Genomic DNA, 14163 nt, shown 5'->3' on the forward strand with positions numbered 1-14163 from the left:
AGCGCGCCGAGCGCGACGAGCGGCGCGGGGCCGCGGAGCCCGGCGCGGCGCGCGCGCAGGGCGGCCTCGGCGAGCGCGACGAGCGCCGCTCCCCAGGCGGCGGCCTCGCCGCGGAAGAGCAGGAGGCGCGCGTCGATGGGGAGCGCCTCGTCGTAGAGCGGCCCGGGCCAGGCGCCGAGGAGCGGATCGAAGAGGAACGCGGCCGGGCCGCGGTAGGCCGTCACGAGCGTAAAGGCGAGGCTCGCGGCCAGCGTCGCCGCGTAGAGGACGCCCGCGAGGAGCGCTCGCCCTCGCGCGGCGACGGCGGCGAGCGTCGCGACCGCGGCCGCGAGGAGCGCGGAGGGGAGGGCGAGGAGCGGGAAGAAGGCGGCCGCCCGGGTGAGCGCGCTGCAGGGCCCGAGCGCCGCCCGCGCCACGCTCCCGGCGAAGAGGAGGGCGAGGAGCGCGGACAGCACGAGGACGGCGCCGCCGAACGCCGCCGCGGGGGAGGGAGCGGGGCGGTCCGTCTCGGCTCGCACGGCGGCGAGCGCGAGGAAGGGCGCGAGGGCCGCCGCGAGGAGGGCGCCCGCCTCTCCGAGCTCGTACCCCGGCGCGTCGAGGAGGGGCAGCGAGCCGCCCGCGAACCCCGCGGCGAGGAGGGCCACGCCGCCCGCGCGGACCGTGCGGCGGCGCGCGAGCGCGGCGGCGATGTGGAGGAACCGTGGCTCCACGGGAAGGCCTTTGCCGGCGCGCGCTGTCGGCCGCACCGGCTCCGGGATAACATGGCGCGGGATGACGGAGAACCGTGAGCACGCACGCGCGCCGATCGAGCTCAAGGTCGACTACAAGAAGCTGAACAGCTTCTTCGCCGACTACACGAAGAACATCTCGAAGGGCGGCACGTTCATCAAGACGCGCAAGGCGCTCCCGGTGGGCACCCGGTTCCTCTTCCGACTGACCATCCCGGGGCGCCCGGCGACGTTCGAGCTCTCGGGTGAGGTCGTCCACGCCGCGACGGGCGGCGACGCCCCGGGGATGGGGATCCGGTTCGTCTGGGGGGATTCGCGCGACCGCGCCGAGTTCGAGGCGACCGTCGAGGACCTCATGTCGGAGAGCCTCGGCCCGCAGCTCGCGCGGAGGCTCCTGCACAAGCCGTGAGCGTGGTCTCGGGAGTCGCCCCGTCCGCCGGGCGACGGCCTGTACCTCAGAACCTCGGCACGTTCTCGAACCGCACCCGGTCGCCCGCGCGGACGCCGCGCGCGGCGCACCAGCCGCCGTTCACCTCGAGCACGTAGCGGCTCGGCGCGCCCACCTCGCGGAGCGTGGTGGTCAGCGGCGCGGCGCGCTCGACGATCCCGACGATCCGCCCGTCGTCGCCGATGAAGAGCATGTCGAGCGGGATGAGCGTGTTCTTCATCCAGAAGCCGCGCGGCTCGCTCTCCTCGAAGAGGAAGAGCATGCCGGCGTCCGGATCGAGTCGCTCCCGCCACATGAGCCCCCGCGTGTGCTCCGCCTCGGTGCGGGCGAGCTCCACGCGCACCGGGTGGCGCGCTCCGGCGGCGGTCTCCACCACCACCCGGGCGGCGGCCGCGGGCGCATCGGTTCCCTTGGCGTTCACGCAGCTGAGGACGAGGAGCGCCGGGAGGGCGCGCACGAGGCGCGGCGTCACCGCGGCACGACACAGAACGACGAGAACGCGATGTCCCCGAGGTAGCGCTCGCGCACCGCGGGATCGAGCGTCCTCAGGAAGTTCTCGTCGGGCAGCAGGATGTCGCAGACGAGCCCGGTCTCGCTCGTGTAGCAGTCCTGGTTCGACACGCACGGCTTGGAACAGTAGCCGCAGTTCTCGCCGTTCGCCGCGTCGCACTTCCTGGCCCAGCGCGAGTCCGAGCTCGCGGGGGACACGATGCAGACGAGGTCGTCGCAGGCGGTGTTGCCGGACTGGAAGTAGTCCCCGATGGCGCTGGTGGGGGTCGGCGGAGGGAGCGAGCTATCGCTTCCCCACTGCAGCGTGCAGGGCTCGCCGACGTCCGGGTTCTGGCACGCGGCGAGCGCGATGATGGAGGCGAGCGCGACGGCGAGCTTGGAGGCGGGGGAGCGCATGGGTCGCGGAATCGTTAGCACGCGCTCCGCCCTCCGACAAGCAAGCGTCCAGGAGAGCGGTCGATAGCCGACAGTCACGTACAGCCGCGTACGCACGCGGTTTTCTGCCGGGCCGGTTCGTTGCCCCTCCACCGCCCTTTGGCTAGGATGCCCACCGGGCGCTGCCCATGCCACCTCATATGAGAACGCTCCTCGCAACCTGGCTAGCGGTCGTGCTCTCTCCTGCCTTGTCGTTCGCGCAGGAGGTGCCCGGCATCGATCTCACCCAGCCGCCTCCTCAGGAGGCGCCGGAGCAGCGGCCACCCTCCGACGCCGAGGAGCAGCCGCCGATGGACCTCTCCCAGCCGGGCGGTGCCCGGGCGGGCGAGCGTCCCGCGGCGGCGCCCGAGAAGGAGAAGAAGGACAAGCGGCCCCTCCTGCCCTTCACGGACGAGGACGTGGCGCTCGGCGATCGCGTGAAGGCGGTCCAGCGGAAGGGCTTCCTGAAGCGCGGCCGGCTCGAGCTCACGCCGATGTTCTCGGCGACCGTGAACGACGCCTTCTACCAGAAGTTCGGCGGAGGCCTGCGGCTCGCCTACAACCTGCAGGACAGCTTCGCGGTGGCGGTGCGCGGCACGTACTACGAGCGGCTGCGCACCGACAACGTCCGCGAGGGCAAGATCGCGTTCCAGAGCCAGCTGCTCACGTCCCAGCTCTACGGGCAGGCGATGCTCGACGGCATCTGGTCGCCGGTGTACGGCAAGGCCTCGGTCCTCGGCTCGGACATCCTCCACTTCGACGTGTTCCTCGCGGCGGGCTTCGGCCTCGTCTGGAGCGCGACGAGCCTCGAGCCTCGCAACGAGGGCCCGCACCTCGCGACGGACCTCGGCGGCGGCGTCCGCTTCTATCCGAAGGAATGGCTCGCCTTCGAGCTCGGGCTCATGGCGACGCTCTACCCGGACCAGCCCATCCTCTCGGTGCCGGGGACCGTCCAGAGCGTGTTCGTGGCCAACGTCGGCCTGTCGTTCTTCTTCCCCCCGCGCTTCGAGTACGTCTACCCATGACCGCGCGCCGCGCCAGAAGCAGCGTCCTCGCGCTCGCCGCGCTCGCCACGCTCGCCGTGGCCGCGCCCCGGGCCGCCCTCGCCCAGACGAAGGCCGACGCCTTCGCGGGGAAGATCCCTCCCGTCTCCGGCCAGCTCTACCGCAAGGCCGGCCGGGTCGAGCTCACCGCCACCGGCAACCTGTCGCTGAACGACGCGTTCTACTCGAAGTACTTCGGCGGCCTGAAGCTCGGGTACCACTTCACCGAGGCCTGGTCCCTCTCCGTGCAGGGCGCCCTCGGGGCCACCCGGCCGACGGGCTCCGCGGTGGTCTGCCCCAAGAACAGCGGCTGCGTCGACGCGAACGACGCCATGCTGCTGCAGGTCCCCGGCAAGCTGCGCCGGATCGTCGGCGCCGAGCTCGCCTGGGCGCCCGTGTACGGCAAGCTCAACGTGTTCGCGGAGAAGGTCGCGCACTTCGACCTGTCCATCCTCGCGGGCGCGGACCTCATCTCGCACGACGAGGTGCTCGGGCCGTCGGACGCCGGCGCGCTGGCGGCGAGCGGGAAGGACCCGGCGCTCGTCAGCACGGTCGGCGGACACGTGGGGCTCGGGGCGCGCCTGTTCCTCAAGGAGTGGCTGGCCCTCCGCCTCGAGGTGAAGGACTACGTCTACGGCGTGGAGGTGCCGAACAACGGAGCGGGCAAGGACTGGCAGAACCAGATCTTCACCGAGCTCGGCCTCTCCTTCTTCTTCCCGTTCAGCAACCGCCCGCTCCCGTGAGCCCGACCATGACTGGCTCCACCCGCCATCTCCTGTCGTCGAGGGGCCGCCTGGCCGCCCTCCTCCTCGCGCTCCTCGGCGCTCCCGCCGCCCACGCGCAGCTCGGGATCGACCTCTCCGCGCCGAAGAAGGAGGAGGCGAAGCCCGCCAGGAAGAAGGCGCAGGCGAAGAAGAAGCCCGCGCAGAAGACCCAGAAGGCGCCGCCCGCGACGCAGAAGCGCGAGGCGGCCCCGCTCCCCGCGCCCGCGCCCGAGCCGGAGAAGCCGGTCGAGGCGCTCCCGGGCGAGCCGCCCGAGCAGGCTCCGCCCGCGGCGCGCGCGCCCGAGGCGCCGCCGCAGGAGCTCCCCGGCCTGAAGCTCGCGCCGGCGGATCCGAAGGCGACCGCCGTCGCGAAGGAGCGCCTCGCCGCCGCCAAGAAGCTCCTCGACGAGAAGGCGACGGAGACCGCCGCCCTGGCGTTCGACCAGATCCTCCGCGAGCCGAGCTTCGCCGAGGTGCACGACGAGGCGCGCTACCAGCGCGCGAAGGCGCTCGTGCGCATGGGGCTCAACCACTCGGCCCTGGCCGCGTTCGACGAGATCCTCGAGAAGGGCCCCAAGGGCTCGCGCTTCTACCACTCCGCCCTGGAGTGGGTGTTCCACGTCGGGCGCAAGCTCAAGAACGAGCAGCCCGTGCTGAACCGCGTCGCCAAGCACGCGCAGTGGGGCTTCCCGCCCGTCTACGAGGACCGCTTCCACTTCCTGCTCGCGAAGTACGAGTTCGAGCGCGGCCGGGCGCTCGCCGACGCCGGGCGCGCGGCCGACGCGAAGGCGGCGTGGGCCGAGGCGCGGCGGCTCGCGTCGCTCGTCCGCCGCGAGGCCGGCGCCAGGCCACCGGTTCCGGCCGACGCGCCGTCCGCCGGGGAGGACTCGGGCGACGTGTACGCGAAGGCGCGCTTCGTCGACGGGCTCGTGCTGTTCGCGCAGGGCGACGACCCGGCCTCGGTGGAGGCGTTCAAGGAGGTCATCCGCCTCACGAACCCGAAGCGCGGCCGCCACCCGGACCCCGAGCTTCGCGAGCTCGCCTTCCTGCAGCTCGCGCGCATCCACTACCAGAACCGGCAGAACCGCTACGCCATCTGGTACTACGGCAAGATGCCCTGGGGCGGGCAGCGCTGGCTCGAGGGGCTGTGGGAGGCGTCCTACGCCCACTACCGCATCGGCGACTACGAGAAGACCCTCGGCAACCTGCTGACGCTCCAGTCCCCGTACTTCCAGGACGAGTACTTCCCCGAGTCCTACGTGCTCGAGGCGATCGTCTACTACGAGAACTGCCGCTACCCCGAGGCCCGCCGGGTGCTGGAGTCGTTCTCGCGGCTGTACGAGCCCGTGTACCAGGAGCTCGCGAGCATCACCGGCCGGCCGCAGACGCCGGAGGCGTACTTCGAGGTGATCGAGCGGTCCCCGCACGGTCAGGGCGGCGCGATCATGCGCCGGATCCTGAAGGTCGCCTACACCGACCAGAACATCCGCCGCCTCGCGGAGTCGATCGGGGAGATCGACGACGAGATGGACCACGGCATCGGCGGCCGGCGCCCGGAGCTCCGCGAGTCGGCGCTCGCGAAGGATCTCCTCGAGAAGCTGCGCGCCGACAAGGCGGCGCTCGTCCAGGAGGCCGGTGCGCGCGCCCGGGGCAAGCTCGAGTACGAGCGCGACTCACTCCGGACCTTGCTCGCCCAGGCACTGCGGATCCAGATCGAGGTGTCGCGCAAGGAGCGGGAGGCCCTCGAGGGCGCGCTCGCGCGGGGGAGCCAGGTGGAGGTGTTGCGCGACCTCAAGTATTCGACCGCCGTCTCGGACGAGCACCTCTACTGGCCCTACGAGGGCGAGTTCTGGCGCGACGAGCTCGGCACGTACTCGTACACGCTCACGAAGGGCTGCAAGGACCGCCTGCCGCGGTCTCGCGCAGCGGCCCGGTAGTCCCCGGAGAGGAGCCTCGAGGATGCATCGTGCTCTCGTCGCCGGCGTCGCCCTGGCGCTCGGCGTTTCCACGGCAGGTGCAGATCCCAAGGCCCCGCCCCATGAGGCGGACCTCGGCCAGAAGCGCTCGGTCACGCCGGACGCGGCGCTCGGCGGCACGCTCGAGGCGGCGCGCCCGGGGGCCAAGGAGGCCGGCGGCCCGGCGCTCGCATTCGAGTCCTTCCGCAAGGTGATCGAGGTCCAGGTCTCGGACAAGCGGCGCGAGGAGATCACCTCCCTCCGCAAGCTCATCGACCTCGGCGGCGGCTCGCAGGTCGAGACGCCGCAGTGGTACTTCCGGCTCGCCGAGCTCCTGTGGGAGGAGTCGCAGTACTTCTTCTTTCAGGCGAACCGGCGCGACGACCAGCTCATCGCGCTCGGCAAGGGCAACCCGGCCGAGGCCGCGCGGCTCCAGGCGGAGAAGACCGACCTCGAGGGCCAGTCCCGCAAGCTCCAGGCCCAGGCGGTCGCGCTCTACAAGGCGATCATCGCGAAGTACCCGAAGTACCCGCGCCTCGACGAGGTGCTCTACTTCCTCGCCGAGAACCTCTCGCAGCACGACCGCTTCGACCCCGACGCGCTCAAGGCCTACCGCGCGCTCATCGAGCGCTACCCGAACTCGCGCTACGTCCCGGACGCCTGGATGGCGTTCGGCGAGTACTACTTCGAGAAGGCGAACAAGGCCGACCGGAACGGCAACCTGAAGCGGGCGCTCGAGGCGTACAAGAAGGCGTCCGAGTACCAGGAGAGCTCGGTCTACGCCTACGCGCTCTACAAGCAGGGCTGGGTGCACTACAACCTCGGCGAGTACGACCAGTCGCTCGAGCTCTTCCGCGCGGTCATCTACTTCGGGGAGCTGCCGACGAGCACCGTCCCCGCCGACAAGAAGCTCGCGCTCGTGAAGGAGGCGCGGAAGGACTACGTCCGCACCTACAGCCACGTCGGCTCGCCCGAGGCCGCGGCCGAGGAGTTCCGGCGCGTCGGCGGCGAGAAGGGCTGGTGGGACATGCTCCGGTCCCTCGCCGACCTGTACTACGGCGACGGCAAGGATCGGGACGCCATCCTGGTCTACGCGCGGCTCATCCGCGAGAAGCCGCTCTCGCCGGAGGCGCCGTTCTACCAGTCGCGCGTCGTGACCTCCGCCGGACGCATGGGCCGCAAGGAGGCCGCGGTCCAGCAGGCGCACGTGTTCGTGAAGATGCTGCGGGACATCGAGGCGTCGCCCGCCGCGAAGGACGAGAAGGGCAAGAAGGTGCTCGCCGACGCGCGCCGCGACGCCGAGCAGACCCTGCGCATCCTCGCGGTGCAGTACCACAACGAGTGGAAGAAGACGCGCGACGAGCCGGTCGCCGGCTTCGCCGCGTCGGTGTACCGCGACTACCTCGACGTCTTCCCGGACGAGCCCACCGCGTACGAGATGCGCTTCTTCCACGCGGAGCTCCGCTACGCGCTCGCCGACTTCGAGGGGGCGGGCGCCGAGTACGAGCGGGTGGCCCTGCAGGACGTGAAGGCGGTGGAGGCGAAGCCGCCCGCGAAGCCCGGCAAGTTCTTCAAGGACGCGCTCGAGAACGCGGTGTTCGCGTGGGACCTCGTCGCGAAGAAGCTCGACGAGACCGAGAAGCGCGTCCCCACCGATCCGAAGAAGCGCCTCCCCCTCGCCCCGCCGCGCCAGAAGCTCCTCACGGCCTGCGAGCGCTACCTCAAGTACCAGCCGAAGGCCGAGAAGTGGGTCGAGGTCGCCTACAAGGCCGCCAACATCCACTACCGGCACAACGCGTTCGCCGAGGCGACCGACCTCTTCACGCGCATCGCGCTCGACCACCCCGAGCACGAGCTCGCCGGCTACTCCACGAACCTCGTGCTCGACGCCTACAACCTGCTCGGCGACTGGCGGAACGTGAACGGCTGGGCGAAGCGGTTCTACGCCAACGCCGCGCTCCTCAAGGCGCACCCGGCGCTGAAGGACGACCTCGCGCGGGTCATCGAGCAGAGCGCCTTCAAGATCATCGAGGAGCGGGAGAAGGCGCGCGACTACGAGTCCGCGGCCGAGGAGTACATCGCGTTCTCGCGCGACTGGCCGCAGTCGCGCCTCGCGCCGACGGCGCTCTACAACGCCTCGGTCGACTACGGCCGCGCCCACCGGCTCGACAAGTCGATGGAGGTCCGCGAGCAGTTCCTGCAGCGCTACCCGGGGCACGAGCTCGCGCCGAAGTCGCTCTACGACAACGCCGAGGCGTACGAGGCGATCGCCGACTTCTCGAAGGCCGCCGACCTCTACGAGCGCTACTTCCGCGAGTGGAAGCGCGCGGCGGGCGAGCCGCGGGGCGCGCCCCGCCACGCGAAGGCCGCGAAGGCCGCGAAGGCCGCCAAGGCCCCCGAGGCGCCGGCGCAGCCCGCGGCCGCCTACGAGGAGAAGAAGGCGAACGACGCCATCATCAACGCGGCCGTGTTCCGCGCCGGCCTCAGGGAGTGGGCGCGCGCGGAGGCGGCGAGCGAGGCCTACCTCGAGACCTGGCCGAAGGGCGCCGACGCGCCGCGCATCTTCCTCTCCCTCGCCGACCTGTACGGCCGCCGCGGCCAGCCCTCGAAGGAGCTGAAGCAGCTCGAGGAGTACCGCCAGCGCTACGCGCGGGATCCGGACGAGTGGCTCGCCGTCACCCAGCGCATCGCCAAGCTCTACGAGAAGGCGGGCAGCGCGCGGCTCGCGCGCGACACCTACACCGAGGCGCTCCACTACTGGAAGCGGAACCAGGGCCGGGTGAAGGACCGCGGCCTGCCGGTGGCCGCGCAGGCGATGTACCTCGAGCTCGAGCCCGAGTTCGTGGAGTACGACCGGATCACCCTGAACGTCGCGCCGAAGCAGCTCAAGGCGCAGCTGCAGGTGAAGGGTCGCAAGCTGAAGCAGCTCGAGGGCTCCTACGGCCAGGTGGTGAAGCTCAAGCAGGCGGATCCGGCCATCTGCGCGCTCTACAAGATCGGCCTCGGCTACAAGCGCTTCGCGCAGACGCTCTTCGACGCGCCCATCCCCCGCGAGATCCGCGGGCAGAAGGCGCTGGTGGAGGAGTACAAGGCGCAGCTCGCGCAGGTCGCGGAGCCGCTCGAGCAGAAGGCGATCGAGGGGCTCGAGCTCGCGATGAACGCCTCGCGTGACTACGGCGTGGTGAACGACTGCGCGAAGCAGGCCACCTCCATCCTCATGAAGTACAAGCCCGACGAGTACGGGCCGTCCCCCGAGGTGCTGCCGCGCGTGGCGCAGCCCGAGACGCGCGACGCGCCGAGCGGCTACGGCATCCTCGCGCAGATCCAGCCGGTCGCCCCGGCGTCCAAGGCGCCGCCGGCTCGCCACGCCGAGCCGTCCCTGCCGCCCCTCCGCGTGACGCCGGCCACGCAGCGCGGCGAGGCGCGCGCCCCGTCCGCCGCCGACTCGCAGCGGCGCGTCGTGAGCGAGGATCCGCTGCCGTCGCGGAAGGAACGCAAGAAGGCCGACGAGGAAGACGAGGACCTGCTGCCGTGACCACGACCCGACGAGTCCTCCCCGCGATCCTGCTCGCCGGCGCGATCGGCTGCGCCGGCTCCCGCCCGCGGCCCACGGACGCGCACCAGGGCGGAGGCCGGGCGTCCACCTCCACGACGTCCGCCGCGCCCGCGGCCGGGGGCGACACCGGCGGTGCGCGCTCCGAGCGGCTCTTCGCGGAGGCGCTGAAGGCCCAGGAGGATCAGCGCAAGCTGGGCGTCCCCACCGACTGGGCGCACCTCGAGCGCAAGTGGCGCGCCGTGCTCGACGAGCAGGAGATCCCCGAGGCCCGCTACAACCTCGGCGTGGCGCTCGAGGGGCAGGGTGACGCGTCCGGCGCGCGGGCGGCCTACGAGCGCGCGCTCGCCGCGAAGCCCTCGCTGCGGCAGGCGGCGGTGAACCTGGGCGTGCTGCTCGAGAAGCAGGGCGACGCGCCGGGGGCCCTCGCCGTCTACGCGCGCGTCGTCCACGACTTCCCGGAGGACGCGATCGCCCGCGCCCGGCTCGCGGCGCTCTACCGCGCCTCGGGGCAGCTCGACGAGGCGTGGCGACTCGCGCGCGAGGCGCTGCTCCGCGACTCCTCCTCGGTCGGCGCGAACAAGGTGCTCGCGCGCGTGGCGCTGCAGCGGAACGAGCTCGAACTCGCGAACCTCATCTCGCTCCGCGCCCAGAAGCTCGACCCGAAGGATCCCGAGCTCCCCTGGGTGAGCGGGCAGGTGCTCGCCCGCCAGGGTGACGACGCCGGGGCCGCGGCGCAGTACCGCAAGGCCCTCACCCTGTCGGCGGACTACCTCCCGGCGCGGTACGCCCTGCTCGAGGCCGCCACGCGGAAGCAGGCCTGGGCCGCGGTCGCAGAGCACGCGGCGGCCATCCTCCGGGTGGAGCCGAAGAACGCCCCCGTCCACCTGGCCCTCGGGGTCGCGAGACGCCACCTCGGGAAGCCCGACGAGGCGCTCGCGTCCTACGCCGAGGCGGAGAAGCTTGCTGGGGAGACGCTGCCCGAGGTGCACCTCGCGCGCGGGGTGCTCTACATGCGGGTGAAGAACGAGTGCCAGCCGGCGATCGACGCGTTCCGCGCGTACGCGCGCGCCGCCGGTCCCGTCGCCGCCACCGACTCCGCCGCTCCCCGGCTCGAGCGCGAGTGCATGCAGATCCTGGAGGAGAACCGGCGGGCGACCGAGGCGGCGAAGCAGATGCAGCTCGACGCCGAGCGCAAGGCCGCCGAGGAGGCGGCGAAGAAGGCGGGCCAGGGCGCGGCGAAGCCGGCCGGCGCGCAGGCTCCGGCTCCCGAGGGTGCGGGCGCGGCGACCACATCCACACAGGTCCCCGCACGCTGAAGCGAGGAGGCGGGCGCTTCTTGCTCGCTCTGCCACGGTGGTAAGCTTTCGAGAGGAAAGAGGTCCCGAAGATGCGTAACCTTCTCGCCGTCGCAGCGATTGCCCTCCCGCTCGCCACCCTCGCGCAGTCGCGCGAGCCGGCTCAGGCGCAGCGTTCCGGGCAGGAGCCGAAGGTCGAGTACGAGAAGAAGACCGTCATCAACTTCGAGGACGACACGATCGAGGGCGACCTGAAGCGTCCCGACGGCGAGTACGTCGAGGCGCGCCGCAAGGTCGATCACTCGAACCTCATCAAGATCCGCGAAAACTGGCGCGACAAGGTGATGCAGGCGTCCGGCGACCTCTAGGAACCCATGGCCACCCCCATCACCCTCACGGTCTTCCGCGGCGACGAGCTCGTACGAAGCGAGCAGTTCAACCGCGAGATCATCAAGATCGGGCGTCTCGCCTCGGCGCACCTCTGCCTCGAGGACGACAAGATCTCCCGCATCCACTCGGTCATCGAGGTCGCGCCCGACGGCGCCATCTCGATCATCGACATGGGCAGCGCGGAGGGCACGTTCGTCAACGGCAAGAAGGTGAGCCGCGGCGCCCTGCGCGTGGGCGACCAGATCACGCTCGGCGGCCTGCGCATCGTGCTCGAGTCGCCCGACGCCCGCGCGGCGCTGTCGGAGACCGCCGCGACGCCGAACCACGCCGTGGCCGCGCCCGCGGTCGCCGCCGCGGCCCCGGCCCGCGCGAACGGCACGCACGCGAACGGCTCCACGAACGGCAAGGCCGTCCACGCGGCCGAGGCGCCCACGCCGCCGGCGGCCGAGCCCGCCGCGGCGGCGGCTCCTCCCGAGCCTGCACCCCAGAGCGCCGCTCCTGCCCCCGCTCCGGCCCGCCCCGTGGCGGAGCCGGCCGCGAAGGCCGCGCGGACCGCCGCCCCGCGCACGCGCCGCGCCGCCGCGGCCGAGGTCGAGGACCTCTCCCACGAGACCGACCTCGGCGTCGAGCTCCGCGTCCTGTGGGGCGACACGCTCCTCGAGGCGGGCACGTTCGTGCAGCCGAAGGCGCCGGTGCTGCTCGGCGAGAGCCCGAAGTGCGACGTCCGGCTCGAGGGGCTCCCGGTCGACGACTTCCCGGTCCTGCGCTTCGAGGACGGCGAGTACCGCTTCACCTTCCGGCGCGGCATGACGGGCGTCCTGGAAGAGCGGGCCGGCACCCAGACGTTCGGCGAGCTGGTGCGCGCCAAGAAGGCCGCCCAGGACGAGAAGGTCGAGGGCGCCTACTGGATCCCGGTCCCTCGCGCGGGCGCGGTGCGCGCCGAGATCGGCGCGCAGCTCGCGGTCGAGGCGCGGCCGAAGCGGCCGGAGCCGGTGAAGGGCGCGCCCTTCTGGGAGCGCATCAACTACCAGTTCCTGAACCTCTTCCTCGTCCTGTTCTTCGTCCAGGCCGGGTTCATGGTCGCGGCGAACAACTTCCCCTACGACACCGACGTCGTGGCGGACGACCTGTTCAAGAACCCCTCGCGGATGGCGAAGTTCATCATCAAGGCCCCCGAGCCTCAGAAGAAGCTCGACGCGCCCAAGGGCGAGAAGAAGGGCGATCCGGGCGAGATGGCCGAGAAGCACAAGGGCGAGGAGGGTCAGATGGGCAAGAAGGACGCCCCGAAGACCAACGCCCGCTCGGCCCCGAAGGCCATCGACCCGAACGCCAAGGAGATCGTGAAGAGCACCGGCCTGCTCGGCGTGCTCGGGCGGGGCGGCTCGGCGGGCCTCTCGACGGTGTTCGGCTCGGGCGGCCTCGGCGGCGATCTGAAGGGCGCCGTCGGCAACATGTTCGGCCCGGTCGTCGGCGACAGCTACGGGCTCGGCGGGCTCGGCATCCGCGGCTCGGGCAAGGGCGGCGGTGGCTCCGGTGAGACCATCGGCATCGGCGCGGTCGGCACGAAGGGGCGTGGCGGCGGGTACGCCGGCTACGGCACGGGCGTCGGCGGCCTCGGCAAGAAGGGCGATCGCGACGTGAACGTCGCGACGGGCAACGCGGTGGTGATGGGCTCCATCGACAAGGAGCTCATCCGCAAGGTCATCCAGGAGCACTCCGCGCAGATCCGCTACTGCTACGAGCAGCAGCTCGCGATCAACCCCAAGCTGCAGGGCAAGGTCTCCATCAAGTGGATCATCAATGGCGACGGGTCCGCGGCGAGCCCGCAGGTGGACGGGGGCGCGACGACGCTCGAGGACGCCAAGGTCCACGAGTGCATGATGTCCCGCATCACGAGCTGGCAGTTCCCGAAGCCCAAGGGTGGCGGGATCGCAGTGATCACCTACCCGTGGATCCTCCGCTCGTCGGGCGGGGAATAGGAAGACGGCCTTGAAGCGACTCGTCCTCGCCGTGGTGCTCGCGGCACCTCTGCTCGCCCTCGCGCAGGAATCCGCCCCCGCGCTGCAGGAGGACCCGCGCGCGGCGCGGTTCCGCGACGTGGAGCGCGGCTTCTTCATCGGGTTCGAGGTGGGTTACCTCGGCCTCCTCGACACGCCCACCTCGGACCGCGCCAAGTTCCCTTACGCGGGCGAGGGCGGCGGGCGGGCCGGGGGCCTGCTCGTCGGCGCGAACGTCGGCGTGGACCTCGGCAAGCGGATCTCCGTCTCGCTCTACGGGCAGGGGGGGAACGAGCGCGCGAACGACAATTACGGCGCGTTCAGCCTCTACAACGGGGGCCTGGACCTGCGCGTGGCGGTGCTCGGCGCGAAGGACCGGAACGACTTCGAGCGGTTCTACGTGTACCTGCACGGCCGCGGGGGCTACGCCCGCAGCTATCCCGAGGGGCTCTTCGGCAGCGACGACCTGGTGGTCGCCGGAGGACCGGGGATCGAGTACTTCACGCGCCTCCGCCACTTCTCCGTGGGGCTCGCGGGGGACTACGTGTACGCCACCACCGCGAAGGCGAGCGGGTTCGCGGTCTACCCGACCGTCCGCTATACGTTCTAGCGAGCGACCCGCTCCTCGAGAGGTCACGCGGCGCCGGAGACGGCGCCGTTTTTTTTTCGAGTGCGGGATGGATCTGCGGAAAGACCCGTGTTACATGCTCGCCCGCCGCGACGAGATGCAGCGCGCGGCGCGGTTCGAGGCGGAGTAGCTCCTCCTCGAACCCCCGGCGGGACGCGAGGGTGGCGGTAAGGCGGCGTCCCGGCGATGAGGCGAAGCGGCGCGAAGAAAGGCAGTTGACGCGCCCCGGAGCCGATGGTAGATACGCCGCCCTCGCTGACGGAACGGATTGTCCTCGAGACACCGCGCAAGTCAGGCCCGAGCCGGAGACGGATCGGGAGGGTTCGTTCGGTCTTTGAAAACTGAATAGCAAGCCTACGACGGAATGCGGACCCGCATTCCTTGAGTTTGCAAACAATTCCGATGCATCACCATGCCAGTCGGCCTCGAAAGAGG

At 71.5% G+C, this 14163-nt stretch carries 11 protein-coding genes and 1 pseudogene; 9 read left to right on the forward strand and 3 right to left on the reverse strand.

Features of this window, described 5'->3' with window-relative positions; genetic code table 11:
• A pseudogene (locus tag MNY60_RS21380) lies at positions 1 to 710 on the reverse strand (type VI secretion system protein); the annotation flags it as partial.
• 61 nt (positions 711 to 771) lie between these two features.
• Here MNY60_RS21380 and MNY60_RS21385 point away from each other — a divergent pair.
• Positions 772 to 1137: a TIGR02266 family protein gene (locus MNY60_RS21385; protein ID WP_242361814.1), complete on the forward strand. Its 366-nt coding sequence runs from the start codon at positions 772 to 774 to the stop codon at positions 1135 to 1137.
• Between the two features lie 46 nt (positions 1138 to 1183).
• On the opposite strand, the gene MNY60_RS24420 is transcribed toward MNY60_RS21385, so the two are convergent.
• Together MNY60_RS24420 and cglC are read right to left on the reverse strand one after the other, a co-directional pair.
• Positions 1184 to 1648 carry a DUF192 domain-containing protein gene (locus tag MNY60_RS24420; protein WP_242340885.1) on the reverse strand — a complete coding sequence of 155 codons (465 nt, stop codon included), beginning with the start codon at positions 1646 to 1648 and terminating at the stop codon, positions 1184 to 1186.
• Positions 1645 to 2082 (reverse strand): adventurous gliding motility lipoprotein CglC, encoded by a 438-nt coding sequence (cglC, locus tag MNY60_RS21395; RefSeq protein ID WP_242340884.1) that lies wholly within the window; start codon positions 2080 to 2082, stop codon positions 1645 to 1647. Before cglC ends, MNY60_RS24420 begins: the two co-directional genes overlap by 4 nt.
• 212 nt (positions 2083 to 2294) lie before the next feature.
• Between cglC and MNY60_RS21400 the strand changes: the two genes are divergently transcribed.
• From MNY60_RS21400 to cglE, 8 genes are all read left to right on the forward strand, one after another.
• The gene (locus MNY60_RS21400) at positions 2295 to 3125 is read left to right on the forward strand and encodes an outer membrane beta-barrel domain-containing protein (protein WP_242356693.1); all 831 of its coding nucleotides are present in this window, start codon (positions 2295 to 2297) and stop codon (positions 3123 to 3125) included.
• Entirely contained in the window at positions 3122 to 3886 is a 765-nt protein-coding gene (locus tag MNY60_RS21405; RefSeq protein ID WP_242361816.1) for an outer membrane beta-barrel domain-containing protein, read from the forward strand. Before MNY60_RS21400 ends, MNY60_RS21405 begins: the two co-directional genes overlap by 4 nt.
• 8 nt (positions 3887 to 3894) lie before the next feature.
• On the forward strand, positions 3895 to 5844 hold the full coding sequence (gene gltC, locus MNY60_RS21410; protein ID WP_242361818.1) for an adventurous gliding motility protein GltC: 1950 nt from the start codon (positions 3895 to 3897) through the stop codon (positions 5842 to 5844).
• Between the two features lie 22 nt (positions 5845 to 5866).
• Positions 5867 to 9397, forward strand: coding sequence for a tetratricopeptide repeat protein (locus tag MNY60_RS21415; protein ID WP_242361820.1), 3531 nt, complete (start codon positions 5867 to 5869; stop codon positions 9395 to 9397).
• Positions 9394 to 10734 (forward strand): adventurous gliding motility TPR repeat lipoprotein GltE, encoded by a 1341-nt coding sequence (gene gltE / locus MNY60_RS21420; RefSeq protein ID WP_242340879.1) that lies wholly within the window; start codon positions 9394 to 9396, stop codon positions 10732 to 10734. The genes MNY60_RS21415 and gltE overlap by 4 nt, the downstream gene beginning before the upstream one ends.
• 71 nt (positions 10735 to 10805) lie before the next feature.
• A complete protein-coding gene (cglF, locus tag MNY60_RS21425) occupies positions 10806 to 11081 on the forward strand; it encodes an adventurous gliding motility protein CglF (RefSeq protein WP_242340878.1) in 276 nt (91 codons plus the stop codon).
• 6 nt (positions 11082 to 11087) lie between these two features.
• Entirely contained in the window at positions 11088 to 13082 is a 1995-nt protein-coding gene (gltG, locus tag MNY60_RS21430) for an adventurous gliding motility protein GltG (protein ID WP_242340877.1), read from the forward strand.
• A 10-nt stretch (positions 13083 to 13092) separates the two neighbouring features.
• Positions 13093 to 13710 (forward strand): adventurous gliding motility protein CglE, encoded by a 618-nt coding sequence (gene cglE, locus MNY60_RS21435; protein WP_242340876.1) that lies wholly within the window; start codon positions 13093 to 13095, stop codon positions 13708 to 13710.
• The last annotated feature ends 453 nt before the right edge of the window (positions 13711 to 14163 follow it).

The organism is Anaeromyxobacter sp. SG17, from assembly GCF_022690695.1.
In the GTDB taxonomy this organism is placed as follows: Bacteria; Myxococcota; Myxococcia; order Myxococcales; family Anaeromyxobacteraceae; genus Anaeromyxobacter; species Anaeromyxobacter soli.

What these genes read in the sequence shown, in the direction of transcription:
- gltC (WP_242361818.1), top strand. Translation starts at nt 3,895, where the DNA reads ATGACTGGCTCCACCCGCCATCTCCTGTCGTCGAGGGGCCGCCTGGCC.
- gltG (WP_242340877.1), top strand. Translation starts at nt 11,088, where the DNA reads ATGGCCACCCCCATCACCCTCACGGTCTTCCGCGGCGACGAGCTCGTA.
- MNY60_RS21415 (WP_242361820.1), top strand. Translation starts at nt 5,867, where the DNA reads ATGCATCGTGCTCTCGTCGCCGGCGTCGCCCTGGCGCTCGGCGTTTCC.
- cglC (WP_242340884.1), bottom strand. Translation starts at nt 2,082, where the DNA reads ATGCGCTCCCCCGCCTCCAAGCTCGCCGTCGCGCTCGCCTCCATCATC.
- MNY60_RS21405 (WP_242361816.1), top strand. Translation starts at nt 3,122, where the DNA reads ATGACCGCGCGCCGCGCCAGAAGCAGCGTCCTCGCGCTCGCCGCGCTC.
- MNY60_RS21385 (WP_242361814.1), top strand. Translation starts at nt 772, where the DNA reads ATGACGGAGAACCGTGAGCACGCACGCGCGCCGATCGAGCTCAAGGTC.
- cglF (WP_242340878.1), top strand. Translation starts at nt 10,806, where the DNA reads ATGCGTAACCTTCTCGCCGTCGCAGCGATTGCCCTCCCGCTCGCCACC.